Source organism: Streptomonospora wellingtoniae (assembly GCF_031845375.1).
Classification (GTDB): Bacteria; Actinomycetota; Actinomycetes; order Streptosporangiales; family Streptosporangiaceae; genus Streptomonospora; species Streptomonospora wellingtoniae.
In genome coordinates this window covers 27,472-45,910 of record NZ_JAVREK010000023.1, presented here as the reverse complement: position 1 = coordinate 45,910, position 18,439 = coordinate 27,472, and the positions used below count along the sequence as shown (strand labels likewise).

The following is an 18,439-nucleotide window of genomic DNA, read 5'->3' as shown; positions in this document are numbered from 1 at the left end:
GCGTACTCCGACGGGAGGTCTCTGCACCGGGACCGGTCGTGGGCCGCCCGGTCCAGGTGCTGGAGCGGGGGGCATCAGCGATCCCGGCTCACCAGGTCGAGCACAGGCATCCGGGAGACCCGGAACGCGGGCCACGCTGCAGCGACCACGCCCGCTGCGACTGCGACGATCAGCGTCGCCGCCAGACGGGGCCAGGGCACGACGACGGACGGGATCTCCGCGCCTCCAGTGACATCGATCATCGCCCAGCCGAAGGCGGCTCCGACGGCGACACCGATCGATGCCGCAACGAACGACAGGAGTGCCGCTTCGAGCCGCACGATGCGACGCAGCTCCCGCCGGGACGCCCCGACCGCTCGCAGCAGCCCGATCTCTCCCGAGCGTTCATTGATCGCGAGCGCCGTGGTGTTGGCGACTCCAAGAAGCGCGATGAAGCTCGCCAGAATGAGCATCCCGTCGATGAAGTTCCCGAACGCAGCGATCTCGCTCCCGCTGCTGGCGACGTGTTCTTGCCGGGTCGCCAGGAACGACCCGGGCGCGTCCCGGACCAGGGCACTCACGTCTTCCTCGGCGTCCGCCACCGCTTCGTCGGCGAGGTCGACGAACACCTGCGCATCGAGCAGACGACCGGCCGAGGCGTCGAGTGTCGCACGGTCGACGAAGTACGCTGGGGCTTCGAAACCGCCGGTGCTCCTCTGGACCACGGCGACGATCGGCGCTTCGATGGTCGATCGTTCGAACTCGACCTCCAGGGTTCCGCCAAGCAGCGCCGGGTCGTCACCGACTACGGCCACGCCTCCCGAGCTCAGATCGGCGAGGTCGCCGGCGATCGGGTCCAGGTCGTACATGGTGGGCAGTGCCGTCGGGTCGATACCGCCGATCGCCTGGGCTTTCCCTGCCACTATCCCTTCGGCGATCGACAGCGCAGTTACCGAGTCGACGTCGGGCAGCGCTGCCATCCGGTCGGCCAGGGTGGGGTCGATCGTCGAGAAGTCGGGTGTCGCCGACGTGACCACCAGGTCCGCCCGCAGTCCCTCACGGACGTCCGTTCCCACCGCGCTCGCCAGTGAGCTCGCGAAGATCGAGAACACCGTCACCATCGCGGTTCCGAGCATGAGCGCGAGCGCCGTCGATGCCGATCGCCGGGGGCTCGCAGCCAGGTTGGCCGCTGCGATCGAGCCGGACACGCCGGCGGCGCGGCGCGCCGCCGGAGAGCTCCAGCGTGCTGAGGCCTTCACGATCGCCGGGCCGCACAGCACGAGTGCCGGGACAATGGCAGCAGTGAGCGTGAGCCACACCGGGTTCGAGCCCACTACGGCCACGGCTCCTCCAGCGATCGCCGCCGCGGCGAGCACGAGTCCGCTTGCAGTCCGCGCTCGGCTCACGACCCGGGGTTCCGCCGCGCTCTCGCGCAGCGCCTCGATCGGTGGTGTCGCCGCCGCGCGGCGAGCCGGGATCCATGCCGAGAGGATCGTTGCGCCGACACCGACGGTCGCGGCGATCACGATCGAGGTCGGGCTCACGATCGTCGGCCCGGTGATCAGGCTGACCCCGGTGAGTGCGACGACCCAGCGCAGCGCGCCCACTCCCGCGACCCCGCATACGAGGCCGGCGAGCGTGGCGATCGTTCCGACGAACGCCGCCTCGATCACCACTCCGCCGAGCACTTGGCGTCGTTGCGCACCGATCGCACGCAGCAGTCCCGACTCCCGCCGGCGGCGGGCGACGGTGAGCGTGAACGTGTTGAAGATGATCGTCACGCCGATCAGGATCGCGACCACGGCGAAGGCCAGGAGGAACACGTTCAGGAACTGCAGCGGTGACGTCGCGGCGTCCTGCATCGTCCGGATGTAGTCGGGTCCGTCGACGACCTCGGCATCGGACAGCGCCGACAGCCGGCCGAGCACCTCGGTGCGGTCGGCACCCTCCGCGACGTCGACGAGCACCTCGGTCGGCGCCGCCAGGTCGAGCCAGGCGGACGCCGCTCCGTCGGACAGCAGAACCGTTCGCTGCAGCGGTGCCGCGTCCGCAGACGCGAACGTCGCGATACCGGTGATGGTCGCGTCGTGCATCCCCGTCGCGGTCAGGACCTGTACGACGTCACCCGGAGCCACTCCTGCGTCATCGGCGAGCGATCGATCGATCACGACCTCTCCGACCTCGGTCGGTGGTCGCCCGCTCGCGAGCCGGAACGGATTGAGCGCCGGGTCGGCGACCCAGTTGCGACCGACGTCGCTCGCCGTGCCGGTTCCGACCGTCGATCCGTCGACGACCAGCTTCGCGAAGCCGGCCCATTGCGAGGCGGCCCTGTCGACGCCGTCGACCGCCCCCACGCGCTCGGTGATGCCGGGATCCAGTGATTGCCGAACCGACCTGGCGGGATCTCCCGGTCCTCCGCCGGGCTCGCCGAGGGAGACGCCCTGCACCACGGCGTCCGTCCCGGCCAACGCTTCGGCGATATCGCCGACCGCTCGGCCGCGCATCGAGTCCGAGAGCACCAGCGTCGCGACGAGGAACGCCACCGACAGTGTGATCGCGGTGCCCGTGAGCAGGAACCGGCCCCGGCTCGCGAACACGCTCCGGGCCGCGCTCCGCACCATCTGGCTCATCGCCCCAGGCCCTTCATCACGTCGAGCACCGAATCGGCCGACGGGCGATCCAACACGTCGTGCACTCTGCCGTCGACGACGAACACAACGTGGTCCGCCCAGGCAGCGGCGTTGGGATCGTGCGTGACCATCACGATCGACTGATGATGCTTGTCGACCGCTGATCGCAGGTATCCGAGGATCTCCTGTCCGGACCGGGTGTCGAGGTTGCCGGTGGGCTCGTCGGCGAACACCACGTGCGGCCGGGCGACCAGCGCCCGGGCGACGGCGACGCGCTGTTGCTGGCCGCCCGAGAGTTCCGTCGGCCGATGATGCATGCGATCCCCGAGGCGCAGCATCGACACGACCTGATCGAGCACGCCATCGCTCGGCTGGCGGCCCGACAACGTCAGGGGTAGGCGGATGTTCTCCTCGGCCGTGAGGGTCCCAACGAGGTTGAGCGTCTGGAACACGAACCCGATACGTTCTCGGCGCAGCATGGTCAGTTCCCGCTCGTCGAGGGTCGACAGATCGGTGTTGCCGACGAAGGCGCGACCCGACGTCAGTCGATCCAGCCCGGCGGCGCAGAGCATCATCGTCGACTTTCCCGAACCCGACGGGCCCATCACGGCCGTGAACTTCCCCGCCGGGAACGCGATGGTGACGTCGTCGAGAGCGACGACGGCCGACTGGCCGGAGCCGTATCGCTTGACTGCGCCGACGAGCATGGCCGCAGCGTCATCAGCGTTGGATGACAGCGCGCTCGCGGACTGCCGATCGGCGACCGTGGAATCTGGATGTGGGGACACGAGACCTCCGATGAGTGGTTGGTGTCCACCACGTTGCCGACGGGCCGCCTGCGGCCGCCTCCACCCGCAGGAGGTGACGCGTACTCGCACGGAAGTACATGAGCGACCGAACGGCCGACCTTGCTGGCCGGCGATTCGGAGGAGTGCGACGGGTGGTCATGCTCGGCGACCACGTGTGGCACGACTGCTTCGACGTGGTCTGGTGCTGAACCGGCCGGTCGTCGCTGTGATCGCCGAGGATCGCGCGGGGGCGAGCAGCGGCCCTGCGACCAGGGCAGCCGCGGCGACCTGCCCGACGGGAGACGCGGCGTCCGCGGCAGGCACGGTGGCGAGCATGTCGCGCGCGTGCTGGAGCGGTAGAAGCCCGGAGTCCCGTAGCACCGACAGTTCGCGCACTTCAGCGAGCAGGGTTCGCACCGCAGCGCTTCTGCGAGCCGGTCAACGTGGCGGGGGGGTCGGTGGTGACGTCGTGGCATTCGGCGATGTCTTCGGGCAGATACTTCGCCAGGTAGCGCACGCACCGGTCGGCGTCCTCCGTGTTGGCACACCACGCCCTTCGCATCCCCCTGAGGGCCGAAGCGCGCCGCGTGCATCGGTTCCGCTTCGGGTAGGTTCTCGCGGAATGATCCCCCTTACCTGAGTGGAGCGCTCATGGGCGCGAAGCGGGACCGGCCGGGACCGCACAGGCCGACGACGGGTGAAGCCGCCATCCGCCGATCCGGGGCCCGTTCCCGCGCCCCGTGGCACCTGTGGCCGGTCGCCGGGGTGATGCTGCTGCTCGCCGGCGGCGGTCTCTGGGACTACCTCAATCTCATCGAGCCCAACACCGCCTACATCGAGGACCAGGGGTGGGGAGCCTCCGGGATCGCCTACTTCACCGACTACCCGATCGTCCTGCGGCTGCCCTGGACGACCGCGTTGGTCGGCGCAACCGCCGCGCCGGTCCTGGCGCTGTTCCGCTCCCGGCTGGCGGTTCCACTCGCCCTGCTCGCTGCTATTTCCCAGGTCCTGTTGCTGGTCAGCACGCTCGCTTTCATGGATCGGTTGGCGGCGCTGGGAACCTTCACGGCGTTCTTCGATTTCGGCGTAGCCGTCGTCTTCGCCGCCTTCTGGGGATACTGCCGCTGCTTGCGCGCGCGTTCCGCGCTGAGGTGAACGCCCGAGCGGCGCCTGTCCGCCACAGGCACCGGAGGCGAGGGACACCGTGGGAAGCGACATGACGTGAGCCCAGCCTCCAGGCGCAGCTCCCGCCGCCATGCGGCGACGCACCGCCGACTGGATCGACATGCTCGATTAGGGCCGCGTGGCATTACTGGCGGATCAGCCCGATCCGGGCGTGCAGGTCGGTGGAATCCAGATCGCCGATTTCGGTGCCTTTCCAGCGGATCGCCCCGGCATCAGGGGCGTACCACCGGAGATCAGGGTGGCCAGGGTGGCCTCGCACGACCAAATGATCTTGAGTACTTTTCCGGCCACTCCTAATCGACCATTAGGAGCAGCCCCCTCCTCCAGAAGACCGAAGACGAACTACTGAATACGGCTACTCATTCTGATCACGGCACCACAAAACCGATCCGGTCCGACACAAACTGCGGCTATCACGAGGTTATAACCGGATACCGAGTGCGCCGGCGCGGAAGTGATGATCATTCGTCAGAAAATGTCGCTGCCATGAGTCAGAGTGGTCCCTGAAGTCCAACCCATTGCATCGACCTCGGGATCTTCCTATGCCTCCTCGCAACTTCAGCGGCCAGTTCTCTGACTGGCCATCCTTGGTGACCTTCCTGGTCCTCCTCTTTCTCTTCATCAACATCATCCGCTGATCGTCCCGAAAACCCTCGCCGAGCTGCCCCATGAGCCGCACCGAGGGGGTTCCCCTCCCCTCCGCAATGCCTGGAGTCCAGTGATGATGGCGCCCTCCCACGCCGCGACCGGCCTGCTGACCGGGGTCCTCACGACCGCAGCGATGGCCCCCGTCATGGCCGTCGGCCCAGCCGAACTGCTCGCCGGCGCCGCCATCGGCGCCGGTGCCGCGCTGTTGCCCGACATCGATCACACCGAATCCACCGTCGCCCGCGCCCACGGCCCGGTGACCCGAGGGCTCGCTCACGGCGCGCGGTGGATCTCGGTCGAGGTCTATCGCCGCACGACCACCCCGAAGGACACGGCCGCCGACGGCGCGCACCGCTTCCTCTGGCATACGCCCGCCGCCGCTGCCGCGACCGGGGCGGCGGTCGGGCTGGGCGCCGCATTGAGCGGTTTCCTCCTCGGCATGGTGCTGTGGTTCACCCTCGGTCTGGGCCTGCTGGGCCTGGCCCAGAACCTCCGGCGCGGGCGCCGCCGCAAGCAGCTGATGAGCTGGCCTGTCGTGTCGTTCGTGTCCGCGCTCGGCGCCGCGGCACTGGTCTATGGCGGAGTCGCCCACGGTGCCCATGTCGGAGCCGTCGTCGCCGTGGGCATGCTCACGGGAGCGCTCGGCGATGGGTTGACCCGTTCCGGCGTCCCCTTGGCTTGGCCGTTCCTCGTCAACGGGCGCCGCTGGGCGATGATCGGAGTGCCCCGCAGTGCCCGGTTCTCCACGGGCACATGGCCCGAGCGCGTCGTCTGCTGGGGCTCCCTCATCGCTGCCTCCGTCACCGGCCTGGCCCTGGTATGAGCCGAATCCCACGCAGAGGCAGAGTCGCATTCACTGGTTCGCGCCGCCGACCCGGCGGGCACGGCGGTTTCTGCAGCACGCCAACGCCGCCCCGAGCCGGATCGGTGATATCGCCGCGGCCGCGCTCATTCCCATCGCGGGCACCGGGTCATCGGGGGGTGAGCAGCACCCGCCCGGCGAGCGCGAGCAGGACCGTCCCGGTGACCGCTTCGAGGCGGCGGCGGATCACGGGGCGCCGGAACCAGGAGCGCGCCCGCGCCACCCCCGCGGCCAGACCCAGGTAGAGCGCGGTCTCGACGGTCACCTGGAAGAGCGCCAGCAGGGCGGTCGCAGCCATGACCGGCTGGCCCGGCGAGATGAACTGCGGGTAGAAGGCGAACATGAACACGGCGGCCTTGGGGTTGGCGAGCTGGACGAGCAGCCCTTCGGCGAACGCCGCGACCGCCGACCGCGTCGGCGCGGTCGCCTCCTCCTCGGCGGGTTCCGCGGACTGATCGCCCTCTTTCCGGCCGGCGGCGAGCCGCCGCTCCTTGATCACGGAGATCCACGAGCGGATTCCCAGGTAGGCGAGGAACGACGCGCCGACGAGCTGGAGCACCAGGTAGGCGGTGCTGGAGGCCGCGACCAGAGCGGCGACTCCGGCGCCCGCGGCGATCGCCCACAGATAGATGCCGGCTTCCAAGCCGAGCACCGTCGCCACGCTCGCGCCGAACCCCCGTAGCGCCGCGCGGCGGAAGATCAGCGCCATCGCCGGGCCCGGGGAGGCGGATATCAGGAGTACGGCGACCAGAAACGCGGGGAGCACCTGGATGATCTCCATTCCCGATCTCTCCGTCGTCCGGTCGGCCGCGCTGATCCCGTTCGATCCTCGGTGGCGGCGCGAACACGGACAAGCACCTGACCGATTGCGGACACCGCGCCGTTCGCCGCCGTTCCGCAGACCCCGCAGGGCGCGGGTGGCGGGGGCGGATGCCTTTGTGCGGTTGTGCCCGGATCCGGGCACAACCGCACAAAGGCCGGGGGCCGAGCCGGATCGCGACCGGGCACCGGCCCCCGCTACCGCTACTCGGCGGGCTTGGCGGGCCCGGCGGGCTCGGCGGGCTCGGCGGGCTCGGCGGGCTCGGCGGCCTTGGCGGCCTCGGCGGCCTCGGCGGCCTCGGCGGGCTCGGCGGCCTCGGCGGGCTTGGCGTCGACGGGGGCCTCGCCCTCCTCGCCCTTGATGATGCGGATGCCGTCGCCATCCTTGATGACGTGGATCGGCTCGCCCTTAGTGGGCTTCTCTCCCCTTACGGCCTCCCCGGCCAGCTTCGCGGGCTTCGCGTCGACGCCCGCCGACACCTCCACGGTCTGCTGCTCCGGCGCGGTGCTGGAGGCGAACGCGGCGGCACCGCCGCCTCCGACGGCGATGGCCACACCGGCGGCGACGGTTGCGATCTTGCGGAAGGAGGACATGGGACATCCCGTTCTGTTCGGCTTGGAGTGCTCCGCGGAGCGTCCCGGGGGTCGTGCCACCGGGAGCGGCCGCCGTGGTTGGCTGCGACCGCCACGAGCAGTAAGCCAGTCGGGACTTATCGCCGGTGTTCGGCCGATTCCATAACTCGTCCATATGCCGGTTCCCCGATCATGCATGCGGAGGAGGTCCGGAGACGACGAGGAGGGAATCCGCGTGCGGGTGCTGGTGGCGGAGGACGAGGAGTTCCTCGCCGATGCGTTGCGGTCGGGTCTGCGCCGCGAGGGCATGGCGGTCGACATCGCGCAGGATGGTGACACGGCCCTGGAGGACATCGCGGTCAACGACTACGACGTGGTGGTCCTGGACCGCGACCTCCCCGGGGTGCACGGCGACGACGTGTGCCGCACCGTGGTGGCCGACCATCCCGAGTGCCGCATACTGATGCTGACCGCGGCCGATCGGCTGGCCGACAAGGTCGCCGGGCTGCGGCTCGGGTCGGACGACTACCTGGTCAAACCGTTCGACTTCCCCGAGCTCGTGGCGCGGCTGCACGCGCTGCGGCGGCGCTCCGTTCCCGCGCAGCCCCCTGTGCTGACCCGCGGCGACATCCGGTTGGACCCGGCCCGCCGCAGCGCCGAGCGCAGCGGCCTCTCCCTGTCCCTGGCGCCCAAGGAGTTCGCCGTCCTGGAGCTGCTCATGCGGGCGGACGGGGCGGTCCTCAGCGCCGAGCACCTGTTGGAGAAGGCCTGGGACGCCAACGCCGACCCGTTCACCAACGCCGTCCGCATCACCGTCTCGACGCTTCGGCGCAAGCTCGGCGACCCGCCCGTGCTGCATACCGCCACCGGCGCCGGCTACTACCTGAGCAGCGCGGCGTGAGCGCCTCCGGGGGCCTCCGGCGGAGCCGGCTGACCATCCGGACCCGGCTGACCCTGCTCTACGGCGGCATGCTGCTCGCTTTCGGCACCGTGCTCATCGCCATCCTGTACGCACTGATGTGGTACGTCCCGAGCTACAACCTCGCCGCGGCGACCGCTGTCGGCGTGACCGCCGAGGCGGCGCCGGCCGGACGCGCCCAGCCGAGCGAATACATCGGGGCGGGCGAGGCCGTCGCGATCACCAGCAGGCAGGACGTCCTCTCGGTCCTGCTGCAGCTGTCCGTCGCCGCCCTGGTCGCGATGACACTGATCGCGTTCCTGCTCGGCTGGTTCATCGCGGGCCGCATTCTCTCGCCGGTCCACCGGATGACCCGGTCCGCCGGGGTCATCGCCGGTCCCACCCTGCACGAACGGATCCGCCTCAGGGGGCCCCGGGACGAGTTCACCGACCTCGCCGACACCATCGACACCATGCTCGACCGCCTGCACGCCAGTTTCCAGGCTCAGGAGCGCTTCGCCGCCAACGCCGCACACGAGCTGCGCACGCCGCTGGCGACCACCCGCACCATGCTCCAGGTCGCCCGCGCCCACCCCGAGGACCACGACGTCGACGCCCTCACGTCCAGGCTTCTGGAGACCAACGAACGCAGCATCACGACCGTGGAGTCCCTGCTGACGCTGTCCAGAGCCGATCACGGCATCGACGCCGCGCAGACCGTCGACCTCGCGAAGGCGGCCGCAGACGCAGTGGAGCAGGTCCGCCAGGAAGCGGCGGACCGCCGGATCGGCGTGCGCAGCGATCTGCATCCGGTCGCGGTCGACGGCGATGCGGATCTGCTGCACCACCTGCTGATCAACCTGCTGCAGAACGCGATCCGCCACAACGACGCGGACGGTACCGCGCGGCTGGAGGTCTCCGCGCGGGAGGACACGGCCGTGATCACCGTGACCAACACCGGCGAGATCATCAACCCCGAACTCGCCGAGCGCCTGTTCGAGCCGTTCCACCGCAAGAGATCACGCACGCAGGCCACCGGCCACGGTCTCGGCCTCACTCTCGTCCGCGCCATCGCCCACAGCCACCACGGAACCGCCGACGGTACTCCCAACCCCGGGGGCGGGCTCACGATCACCGTCGTGCTGCCCGCCGCCGGGAACGCGCGCGGCGGCGTCCGTCACGCTCGTTGACGACGATCGCGTCGACCGAGGGGACGAGGCTGTCGGCGGCCCGGCGAGAAGCGCCGACCGCCCGGTCAGGCCGCTACTCTCCGGTCGCCAGGCGGGAGCGCGCCTCCATCAGGGCGAACCCCAGCAGGTTCCGACCGCGCCACTGAGAGGGATCGGTCGCGCGGTCGTCGGAGGCGGCGAGCCCGATGCCCCAGACCCGGTCCCGCGGGCTGGCCTCGACCAGGACCCGCCGGCTCGTGCCGAGCAGGTACGCGCGCAAAGCGGAGTCCTGCCCGAACTTGGCAACGCTGCCCGCGACGACCAGTTCGAAGCGAGCGGCGGCCCACCGTTCCTCGCCGAAGCCGCGAACCTGCCCTCCGAGCTTCTTGGCCTCGGCAGGGGTACGGGCCGCGAGTATCGCCGCGAACGACGCGTCGTCGCCGAACAGGCGGGCCTTGCCCGCCATCATCCAGTGCTCGGCACTGGAATATGCCACGCCGTCCACGGTGAACGGAGAAGGCCACCACTGGCTGAGCGCACCCGCACCGATCGAGCCGTCCCGCTGCGGCCGATGCCCCCAGAACATCAGCCACTTCGGCCGTGCTCCGGCAGCAACGAGTTCCGCGAGATCTTCCCGGGTGCGGACCTGGGACGGGGCCTCGTTCGTCTCCATGGCCGGAATCCTCGCAGCCGCCGCGGACACCGGGCGAAGGGATTTCGTTCGGTCCGCCCACGACCACCGCCGCCGACGGCGGGCGCGCGGCGGGGCCGTCCCGCCGCGCGCCCGCTCGTGCTCAGATCAGATCAGCGCACGACCCGGTCGATCCACCGGTCGTGGGCGCCGACGCTGGTGTAGATGTCGGGCAGCGCACCGCACGTGGCGCTGACACCGCGGCTGTTCACCCCGACGACCCGCCACTCACCGTAGACACGGCGCAGCAGGGGCGAGCCGGAGTCGCCGTAGCACGGGCCGCGGACGCCGTCCGGGTTGTCGGTGCAGACGTCGCCCTCGCGGACGCCCCAGGAGCCGTCGCCGGTTTCGTCCACCTGGCACCGGCTCTCCGAAGGCGAGACGAGGGTGGTGTCGAGCTGCTGCAGCTCTTCGGGCAGGTTCGCCGGGTCGTCGGTGTCGTCGTTGGACGTGTAGCCCCATCCGACCTGGCGCACTTCGGTACCGGGACGGGGGATGCGGCGCTCCAGCCCGGCCGGCTCGACGTCCACCGGAGAGTCGAGCTTGAGCAGCGCGATGTCCCGGCCTTCCTCGTGGTCGGTGTAGTAGACGTAGTCCGGGTGGACCTTGATGTCGTCGAGCTTGGCGACGGTCCCGCCCTCGGTGCGGTCGTTGGAGCCCAGCCGGACGTGGAAGATGTCCGGGTCGCGCAGCTCGTAGGGCTCGGAGCCCTCGCCCTCGGTCACCACGCAGTGGGCGGCGGTGACCATCCACCTCTCGTCGACGAGCGCCGCACCGCATCCGTGGTGGTCGGGGTTGCCGTCCCGCTCGTACTGCAGGGAGCCGACGAAGGGGTAGGGCTGGTCGGCGGGCTGCCCCCCGATGATCTTGGGAGTGGGCTGCTCGGCCGTTTCATCGGCATAGGCCGCTCCGGCCTGGGCCAGCGTGCCGAGCGAGACGGCCGCGGCGAGCGCCGCACCGGTCAGCGCGCGCATCCGTCCGCGCGCACCCGTCCGACTCGATTGAGTTGTCGCTTTTTGCACTATTACTCCGGGTTCCGTTTCGTACCGCATGACTCGCCATCGGAACCGGTGCGTCAGGGGCGCCGATGCGCGGGCGGCCCGGCCGACCGCGAGCTTGTGGCGCACGCGTCCGCCGGTGCCGCGCGGAACCGTACCGCTTTCCGGGCGATTGGTAAACGATTACCCGGTATGCGGCGGTCTCTGGCAGGTCAACGCGGAACCCCCGCTGTGTCGGGTCCGGACCGGCTGACTACCTCGCCGTCATCGACGGTGGCCAGGTCCGCCTCTGCCCAAGCGGCGGCAGGCGTGCAGACCCGGATGAGTGAGGGCATGGCGAACCGCGCCGACGACGATCTCGTCGACGGGTTCGGCATCGGCGATCGCGGTGGTCATAGCGGTGCGCTGCAGTCGGCGCGCCCTGGCCTCAAGCATGAGCGGAGCCCAGGTATGACCATTGTTCCAGGCCATTGCGCTGATCGTCCGCCGCGGTCGGATACTCGATATAGGCCGCTCTCGATCGATGTAGTCGCCGCCCTGCTACTCAAACGAGTATTTCCTGCTCCCCTCCCCGCTCTGTCCCGTACAGATACGTAAGTGTCATCTGCCCGGTATAAGGTTGACTCTCGACCTGACGCCTCAATCCACTACCCCCACCCCACGAAAGGTCCGCTCTGTGGGTTCGCGCTGCCTCTATCAAGGAACTGCAGATGAACTTGCTTCCGCAATCGCCGATGGGCGGTTCTTCATTGGGATGCAGCGGCGCTTCTTCGAGATCTTCGGGGAGTCGGCGGACAGCGGAGAAGCGCGATCGTGGCGCAACAGCATTCCCACCGTCGTCGAGCGACTGACCGCGGCCGGTCTGGGCGGAGTCCAGGTGCTGCTGGAGATGAGCAGCCCGCTCACCGATATCCGCATGGATATGGTCCTCGTCGGCTCGCGCCCCGGCGACGGGCGTATGTCGGTCGTCCTCGTGGAGAACAAGCAGTGGTCGCGGGTCGCCCCCGCATCCGACTCCGAGCTCGTCCGACCGGGCAATTCCCGGACCGGCATGCTAAAGGTCCACCCGGTCAACCAGGTCTGGGGATACCGCCAGGCCCTGCTCGACTTCATCCCGCTGCTACGCGACGCGGACGTGTTCTGCATAGTCAACATGCACAACGCTGACAGGGCAGTGCTCAACCCGATCACGCCGTCTGCTCAGCAACTGAGCGAGGTCGGCGAGATGCGCGGGTTCGCGCGTATGTACGGACACGGCGAAGAGCGTTTCTTCGAGAGGGCCTTGCGTGAGTTCCTCTCCGCGGAGAACGCGGACACCTATGCCCAGGAACTCATCGATGCCCCCGTGGCCCCGACCGAACCCCTCATGTCGGCAGTCAGCTCGGGAGTTCGGAACCGGTCCGTCTTCACTCTTTTGGACGAGCAGCGCGAAGCCTACGACTACGTCAAGTCCCGGGTCGCCAAGAGCAAGAAGAGCGACCACAAGGAGGTCGTCCTCATCGTGGGCGGTCCGGGCACAGGGAAGAGCGTCATCGCCTTGGAGCTGCTCGACTGGATCGGCCGGAACGGTCATCGCGCGGTCCACGCCACCGGCAGCAAGGCGTTCACCGTGACCCTGCGGACCAAGGCGGACGCCAAGAGCAGCCGGACTCGACAGATTTATCAGTACTTCAACAACTTCTCCGGTGCCGCGCCCAATGACCTCGACGCGGTGATCGCCGACGAGGCACACCGGCTGCGCTCCGCCGGGCACCGATCGAACGAGCAAGAGTCCCCGCAGGTGGAGGAGCTGATCCGAGCAGCGCGCGTCCCCGTGTTCCTGCTCGACGAATATCAGCGGGTCCGGCCCAGCGAGGTTGGGTCGGTCGAACTCATCACCAAGACAGCCGAAGCCATGGGGATCGGCGTCCACACCATCGATCTGCGGCACCAGTTCCGGTGCGGCGGGTCGCCGGAGTTCCTGTCGTGGACCGAGCGCCTCCTCGGCCTCGACGACGACGGCAATCCCCCGGAGCCTTGGCGGCCCCAAAGCGGCTTCGAACTACATGTGGCATCGAGTCCCAGCGCCATGGAGGAGTACCTTCGGGCCAGGCTGGACGAGGGATACAGTTCCCGGATCGCGGCCGGATTCTGCTGGCCGTGGAACAAGCCGCGCCCTGACGGGACGCTGATACCGGACGTGGTGATCGGCGATTGGCGCCATCCCTGGAACGCCAAGTCGGATCATCCTCTCGAAGGCGCGCCCTCGTCGTCCCTCTGGGCAACCGACGACGGCGGTTTCGACCAGGTCGGGTGCATCTACACCGCGCAGGGCTTCGAGTACGACTACGCGGGGGTCCTCATCGGGCCCGATCTCGTCTGGAACGGCACGGGCTGGGCCGCGAACCGGTCGGCCAACATGGACACCAGCATCAAGCGGGCTCCCGATTTCGACCTCCTGGTCCGCCACACCTACAGGGTTCTGGCGACCCGCGGGCTGCGCGGCGCTGTGCTGTACTCGACGGACCCGGAAACCAACCGCTTCCTGACTGAGGACCTCGGCGTTCCCGTCCTGTAGGCGATGCGGCGTCCCAGGCCGCTGAGGCGCCGGGCACCGGGCGCCGGAAGGAGGCGCCCGCCGCCGGAGGATCTCAGTTCCCGATGCCGGTTGACGCCTCCGCGCAGCGCCACGTGCGGGAAGCGGCACGCCCTCGCGGATGGCGGAGTCCGGTTGCCGTCCTCTCCTTCGGCCCATTGCCTCGGCCTGTCGTGCCACGGGGCGAACCCGGCCGACCGGCGAGAACCTCCGCGGCCGCGCCCATCGCATGGTTCGGCGTCGACGGAACGACGAGAACCTCCGCCTCGATCGCCTCTATCCTGGGCGCAGCGGTGGCCCCCGACCGGAAGGATGCGCGCGATGGCCGAGAGGTGGTGGGGAGAGCCCTCAGAGTTCGAGTGGGAGCAGCAGGGCCTCGATCACATCCGACAGCAGATGCCCGACCGCGAGCCCTACCGCGCGTGGCAGTGCTTCTCGTTCACCGCCCGGGGCGGGCGCGTGCGCGAGTGCGACCTGTTCCTGGTCGCGCCGCACGGCGTCTTCCTGCTGGAGCTGAAGGCCCACCGCGGCCGCGCCACTAACCGGGGCGGCACGTGGTTCTTCTCCAAGGACAAACGACCGTTCGACAACCCGCTGCACGCCACCGACCAGAAGTCCAAGGAACTGCGGAGCCGGTTCAAGTGGGCGGCGAACCATGTGGAGCCCGGGCTCAGCATCCCGTTCATCGAGGTCGGGGTGTTCCTCTCTTCTTCTGACCTGGTTTGCGACTTCGACGAGGTGCAGAGCGAGCGGGTGTTCGGCCGTGATGGCCTGGAGAACCAGACCGGCCTCGGCGGGGTGTGGAGTGAGTTCCTCAGCCGTCCCAGCCGCAACGGGCGTCCGTCACCCGCCTTCCTGAAGAACGTCCGGCGCCTGATGGAGGCGATCGGAGCGCAACCGATCGAGCGTGAAATCGAGTTCAGCCGCTACACGCTCGACAGCCGCACCCACGCCGCGGGCCCGACCTGGACCGACTACCTGGGCACGCACTCCGAGCTGCGCCGCAAGCGGGCCCGCGTCCGCATCTTCCACCATGACGACGCCGACACCGACGATGAGCGCGAGTCGGTCCGGCGCGCCGCCGAGCGCGAGTTCCGCTCGCTGGACGGCATCGCCCACGAAGGCATCGTCAGGGCCGAGTCCTACGGGATCATCGAGCACCGCGGCCCGGCCATCGCGTTCGCGCACAAGGACTCCTGGCAGCGCCTGGACCACTACGTGCGCGAGCACGGCGACAGCCTCGACTTCGGCACCCGGGTCGAGATGGTCCGCCAGTTGGCCGAGGCCCTCAAACACGCCCACGGCAACCAGCTCTTCCATCGCGCGCTGTCTCCCTGCAGCGTCTGGGTGGAATTGGACGGCATCTACCCGCGGCTGCGCATCGCCGACTGGCAGGTCGCCTCGCGCCAGCACCCGTCCTTCCGCTCGACCAGCAACGCGACCGCGCTGCTGGGCACCCGTGCGCTGACCGCCCATGTCGAAGAAGCCGCGCTGCCCTACCTGGCCCCCGAGTTCCCGGGGCACGGCGTCGACGCCCAGGCCATGGATATGTTCGGCCTCGGCGCCGTCGCGTTCCTGATCTTGAGCGGGCAGACGCCCGGAGACGACCCGGGCGAGGTCAGCAAGCAGATCCGCGAGCAGGGCGAGCTGACACCGGCAGCCGCCAGCGACGACGTGACTCCGGCCATGGACTCGCTCGTGCGCGCGGCCACCCGGTGGCGGCCGAACGAGCGCACCGGCTCACTGCGTACGTTCCTGCGCGGTCTCGACACGATCGACGAGCAGCTCAATCGCGCCGAGGTCGTCACCGACCCCCTGGTGGCGGTCAAGGGCCAGGAGGTCTACGACGGCTGGGAGGTCGCCAGCGTCCTGGGCAAGGGCTCCACATCGCGGGCGCTGCTGGTGCGCCGGCTCGGCCGCAACGCCGTTCTCGAGGAGCAGGTCTTCAAGGTCGCGCTGAACGAGGACTCCGCGGCCGGCAAGTTGCGCCGTGAAGCGGCCCAGCTCGCCTCACTGAACAACCCGCGGATCGTCGGGCTGGCCGCAGACGGCGTCATCGACATCGGCGAACGGACCGCGCTGCCGCTCGAACTCGCCGGCGAGTTCACGCTTGCCGAGTACTTGGAGAGCAGCCTGGGTGTGGTGGAGCTGCACCGGTTCGGCCGCCATCTCTTCGACCTGGTCGAGTATCTGGAGGGTCAAGGAGTCGTCCACCGCGACCTCAAGCCCGCGAACCTGGGCGTGCGCGAGCGCACCCGCAAGAAGGGCCTGGAACTGGTCCTGTTCGACTTCTCCCTCGCGGGTGTTCCTGTGGAGAACACCGCGGCCGGGACACGCGGGTATCTCGACCCGTTCCTGGAGGTGGACGAACCCAAGCGGCACTACGACGAGGCGGCCGAGCGCTACGCCCTGGCGGCTACCCTGCACGAGATGGCCTCGGGTGAGCTGCCTGTGTGGAGCGAGGACGGGGTGGACCTCGCGTTCCTGCCTCCGAAGACCGTGCGTCCGCGGCTGGCCGAGGACTCCTTCCCCGAGCAGCTCCGCGCCGCACTGCGCGTGTTCTTCGAGCAGGCGCTGCACCGGCATCCGCAGGAGCGGTTCGCGTCGCTGGAGTACATGCGCAACGCCTGGGAGCAGGTGTTCCAGTCCGCCGACGTCCCCGGCGGGTCGGCCGAGGACGAGGAGACCAGGCGCCGCAACGCCGAGTCCGCCACGGCGGAGACCCCGCTGCACCTGGCCGGGCTCAGCCCGCTCGCCCTGGACGCCGCGACCCGGGTGCTGCGCTGCGAGACGGTGGGCGATCTGATGGACCGCCCCACCGTCGAACTGCACCGCAGGCGCGGCGTCGCCTTCAACACCCGCAACGAGCTGGTCAGCATGGTCACCTCGTGGCGCAACCGGCTGGGTGTGCCCGAGCCGGACGTCCAGGTCAGCGCCAAGCTGCCACCCGGCGCCGACGACCGCGCCAAGCGCGAGGCCAGCCTGGACAAGGTCATCCGCCAGTTCGTACCGCGGGCGACCGAGGCCAACTCCTCCTGGGTCCGGGTGGTGCGCGCCCTGCTGGGCCTGCCCGAGTCCGGTCCGCGCCGCCTGGCCTGGCCCACCCTCGCCGAGGTCGCCGGGGAGCTGGGGCTGGACCAGGAGTACGTCGCCCGGCAGCTCGCCGCCGCCGACGCCTACTGGACACGCAGCTCGTCGCTGCTGGGGGCGGTGCGCGATGACATCGTGCAGATCCTGGCCGGCCACGGCCGGATCCGCGAGGTCCGCCAGATCGGCGAGGAACTGCTGGAGCTGCGCGGGACCGGGCAGGACACCACCGCCGTCCGCCTGGTACTGGCGCTGGCCGTGGTCCGGGTGGCGGTCGAGAGCGAAGGGCGGCGGGACAATCCCCGGTTCACGGTGCGCCGCCACGGGTCGCGGGTGCTGGTCGCCCAGATCGTCGACGACGACCCCACGGTTCCGGTGGAGGCCGACCTGCTCGACTACGCGGCGGCGCTGGGCGCGCGGGCCGATGACCTGGTCGACTTCGACGACGCCGCTCCGCTGCCCACCGCCGAGGAGGTGCGGGCCGCGCTGCGCGCCGTCGAGGTCGACGGTGTGGACGGGGGAGTCCGCCACCTCTCCGACCACGACCTCGTGCACCTGGCCGCCGCCGCGTCGGAGAACGCGCAGGTGACCATCCGTCGCGAGCTGTACCCCAAGAGCATGGGGCTGGACCGGGCGCTGACACTGGCTCAGGCGGTGGGCTACCTCGGGCCACCCGGGATCACGCCGCAGCAGGTGCGCGACCGCGTGAAGGCGCGGTTCCCGCGGCTGCCCGAGCCGACCGACGCCCAGCTCTGGGAGGTGCTGGCGGAGAAGCACCCCAAGCTGGTCGAGCAGCGGGACGAGCGGGGTGCCGCCACGTGGGCACTGCCTCCCGAGGTGACGACGCTCGCGCCGCCCTCGCACACGGCCGGGGCCGGCGCGGCCGTCTCGGACGCGGAGCAGGACCGCTTGCTGCGGCGACTGGCGCGGGCCGCGTCGCGGGGCGGCTACCTGGCGGTGAAGACGTGGCTGACCGACGCCGAGGCGGCGGCGGAGCTGCTGTCGGCGCGCGGCGACGTGGCGCCGTTCGACGTCTCCGCGGAGTTCGTGGCGGTGCTGAACAGCCTGATCACCGAGTTCGGCGGACCGCCCTGGAACGTGGTGCTGGAGGCGGACCGCGAGGGCGGCCCGGCGGCGTTCACCAACCTGGCCGCGGACGCCTGCGCGCAGCTCGGCGAGCGCATCCGCGCCGCCGGGGCCGACCGGACGGTGTTCCTGCACGGTGCGACCCCGTTGGCGCGGTATCCGGCCGGGCGCACCCTGCTGACACGGTTGGCCGGCGAGGCCCGGGAGAGCGGCACCGCACCGCACGGCCTGTGGCTGCTGTGCCCGATGCGGAGCCCGCAGGCACCGGCCGCGCTGGACACGGTTCCCGCGGGGATCATCACCGACGCGGAGCAGGTGCTGCTCCCGCGGGGGTTCGCCGCGGGGCAGGACGCCGCGGCGTAGCGGCCGCGGTGCGCGGGCGGCGGCGTACCGCTCGCGCCGTGGTCGGAGCGGTCGGGGTCGTTGGTCGGCGGGTGGGCGCCGATTTCGG

At 70.1% G+C, this 18,439-nt stretch carries 13 protein-coding genes; 6 read left to right on the top strand and 7 right to left on the bottom strand.

Features of this window, described 5'->3' with window-relative positions:
* Positions 1-74 precede the first annotated feature (74 nt).
* Both RM446_RS19305 and RM446_RS19300 read right to left on the bottom strand, forming a co-directional pair.
* Entirely contained in the window at positions 75-2,609 is a 2,535-nt protein-coding gene (locus tag RM446_RS19305; protein WP_311546769.1) for an ABC transporter permease, read from the bottom strand.
* Positions 2,606-3,316, bottom strand: a complete 711-nt coding sequence (locus RM446_RS19300; protein ID WP_311546768.1) for an ABC transporter ATP-binding protein — start codon at positions 3,314-3,316, stop codon at positions 2,606-2,608. The genes RM446_RS19305 and RM446_RS19300 overlap by 4 nt, the downstream gene beginning before the upstream one ends.
* A 732-nt stretch (positions 3,317-4,048) precedes the next feature.
* Between RM446_RS19300 and RM446_RS19295 the strand changes: the two genes are divergently transcribed.
* Positions 4,049-4,552: a hypothetical protein gene (locus tag RM446_RS19295; RefSeq protein WP_311546767.1), complete on the top strand. Its 504-nt coding sequence runs from the start codon at positions 4,049-4,051 to the stop codon at positions 4,550-4,552.
* A gap of 751 nt (positions 4,553-5,303) precedes the next feature.
* Positions 5,304-6,053, top strand: a complete 750-nt coding sequence (locus RM446_RS19290) for a metal-dependent hydrolase (RefSeq protein ID WP_311546766.1) — start codon at positions 5,304-5,306, stop codon at positions 6,051-6,053.
* A 148-nt stretch (positions 6,054-6,201) separates the two neighbouring features.
* Here RM446_RS19290 and RM446_RS19285 read toward each other — a convergent pair whose 3' ends face one another.
* Together RM446_RS19285 and RM446_RS19280 are read right to left on the bottom strand one after the other, a co-directional pair.
* Positions 6,202-6,873 carry a LysE family translocator gene (locus RM446_RS19285; RefSeq protein ID WP_311546765.1) on the bottom strand — a complete coding sequence of 224 codons (672 nt, stop codon included), beginning with the start codon at positions 6,871-6,873 and terminating at the stop codon, positions 6,202-6,204.
* 242 nt (positions 6,874-7,115) lie between these two features.
* Entirely contained in the window at positions 7,116-7,505 is a 390-nt protein-coding gene (locus RM446_RS19280) for a hypothetical protein (RefSeq protein ID WP_311546764.1), read from the bottom strand.
* A 214-nt stretch (positions 7,506-7,719) separates the two neighbouring features.
* Between RM446_RS19280 and RM446_RS19275 the strand changes: the two genes are divergently transcribed.
* Together RM446_RS19275 and RM446_RS19270 are read left to right on the top strand one after the other, a co-directional pair.
* Positions 7,720-8,385, top strand: coding sequence for a response regulator transcription factor (locus tag RM446_RS19275; RefSeq protein ID WP_311546829.1), 666 nt, complete (start codon positions 7,720-7,722; stop codon positions 8,383-8,385).
* Complete coding sequence (locus RM446_RS19270) at positions 8,382-9,572, top strand: sensor histidine kinase (protein WP_311546763.1); 1,191 nt, start codon at positions 8,382-8,384, stop codon at positions 9,570-9,572. Before RM446_RS19275 ends, RM446_RS19270 begins: the two co-directional genes overlap by 4 nt.
* A 73-nt stretch (positions 9,573-9,645) precedes the next feature.
* Here RM446_RS19270 and RM446_RS19265 read toward each other — a convergent pair whose 3' ends face one another.
* The 3 genes from RM446_RS19265 to RM446_RS19255 all read right to left on the bottom strand — a co-directional run bounded on the left by RM446_RS19265 (position 9,646) and on the right by RM446_RS19255 (position 11,711).
* Positions 9,646-10,224: an NADAR family protein gene (locus RM446_RS19265; protein ID WP_311546762.1), complete on the bottom strand. Its 579-nt coding sequence runs from the start codon at positions 10,222-10,224 to the stop codon at positions 9,646-9,648.
* A gap of 131 nt (positions 10,225-10,355) precedes the next feature.
* Positions 10,356-11,216: a S1 family peptidase gene (locus RM446_RS19260; RefSeq protein ID WP_311546761.1), complete on the bottom strand. Its 861-nt coding sequence runs from the start codon at positions 11,214-11,216 to the stop codon at positions 10,356-10,358.
* A gap of 288 nt (positions 11,217-11,504) precedes the next feature.
* On the bottom strand, positions 11,505-11,711 hold the full coding sequence (locus RM446_RS19255) for a hypothetical protein (protein ID WP_311546760.1): 207 nt from the start codon (positions 11,709-11,711) through the stop codon (positions 11,505-11,507).
* Between the two features lie 283 nt (positions 11,712-11,994).
* Here RM446_RS19255 and RM446_RS19250 point away from each other — a divergent pair, with 283 nt between their 5' ends.
* Both RM446_RS19250 and pglW read left to right on the top strand, forming a co-directional pair.
* Entirely contained in the window at positions 11,995-13,797 is a 1,803-nt protein-coding gene (locus tag RM446_RS19250; protein ID WP_311546759.1) for a DNA/RNA helicase domain-containing protein, read from the top strand.
* Positions 13,798-14,136: 339 nt separating this feature from the next.
* Positions 14,137-18,351, top strand: coding sequence for a BREX system serine/threonine kinase PglW (pglW, locus tag RM446_RS19245; protein ID WP_311546758.1), 4,215 nt, complete (start codon positions 14,137-14,139; stop codon positions 18,349-18,351).
* Positions 18,352-18,439: the final 88 nt, after the last annotated feature.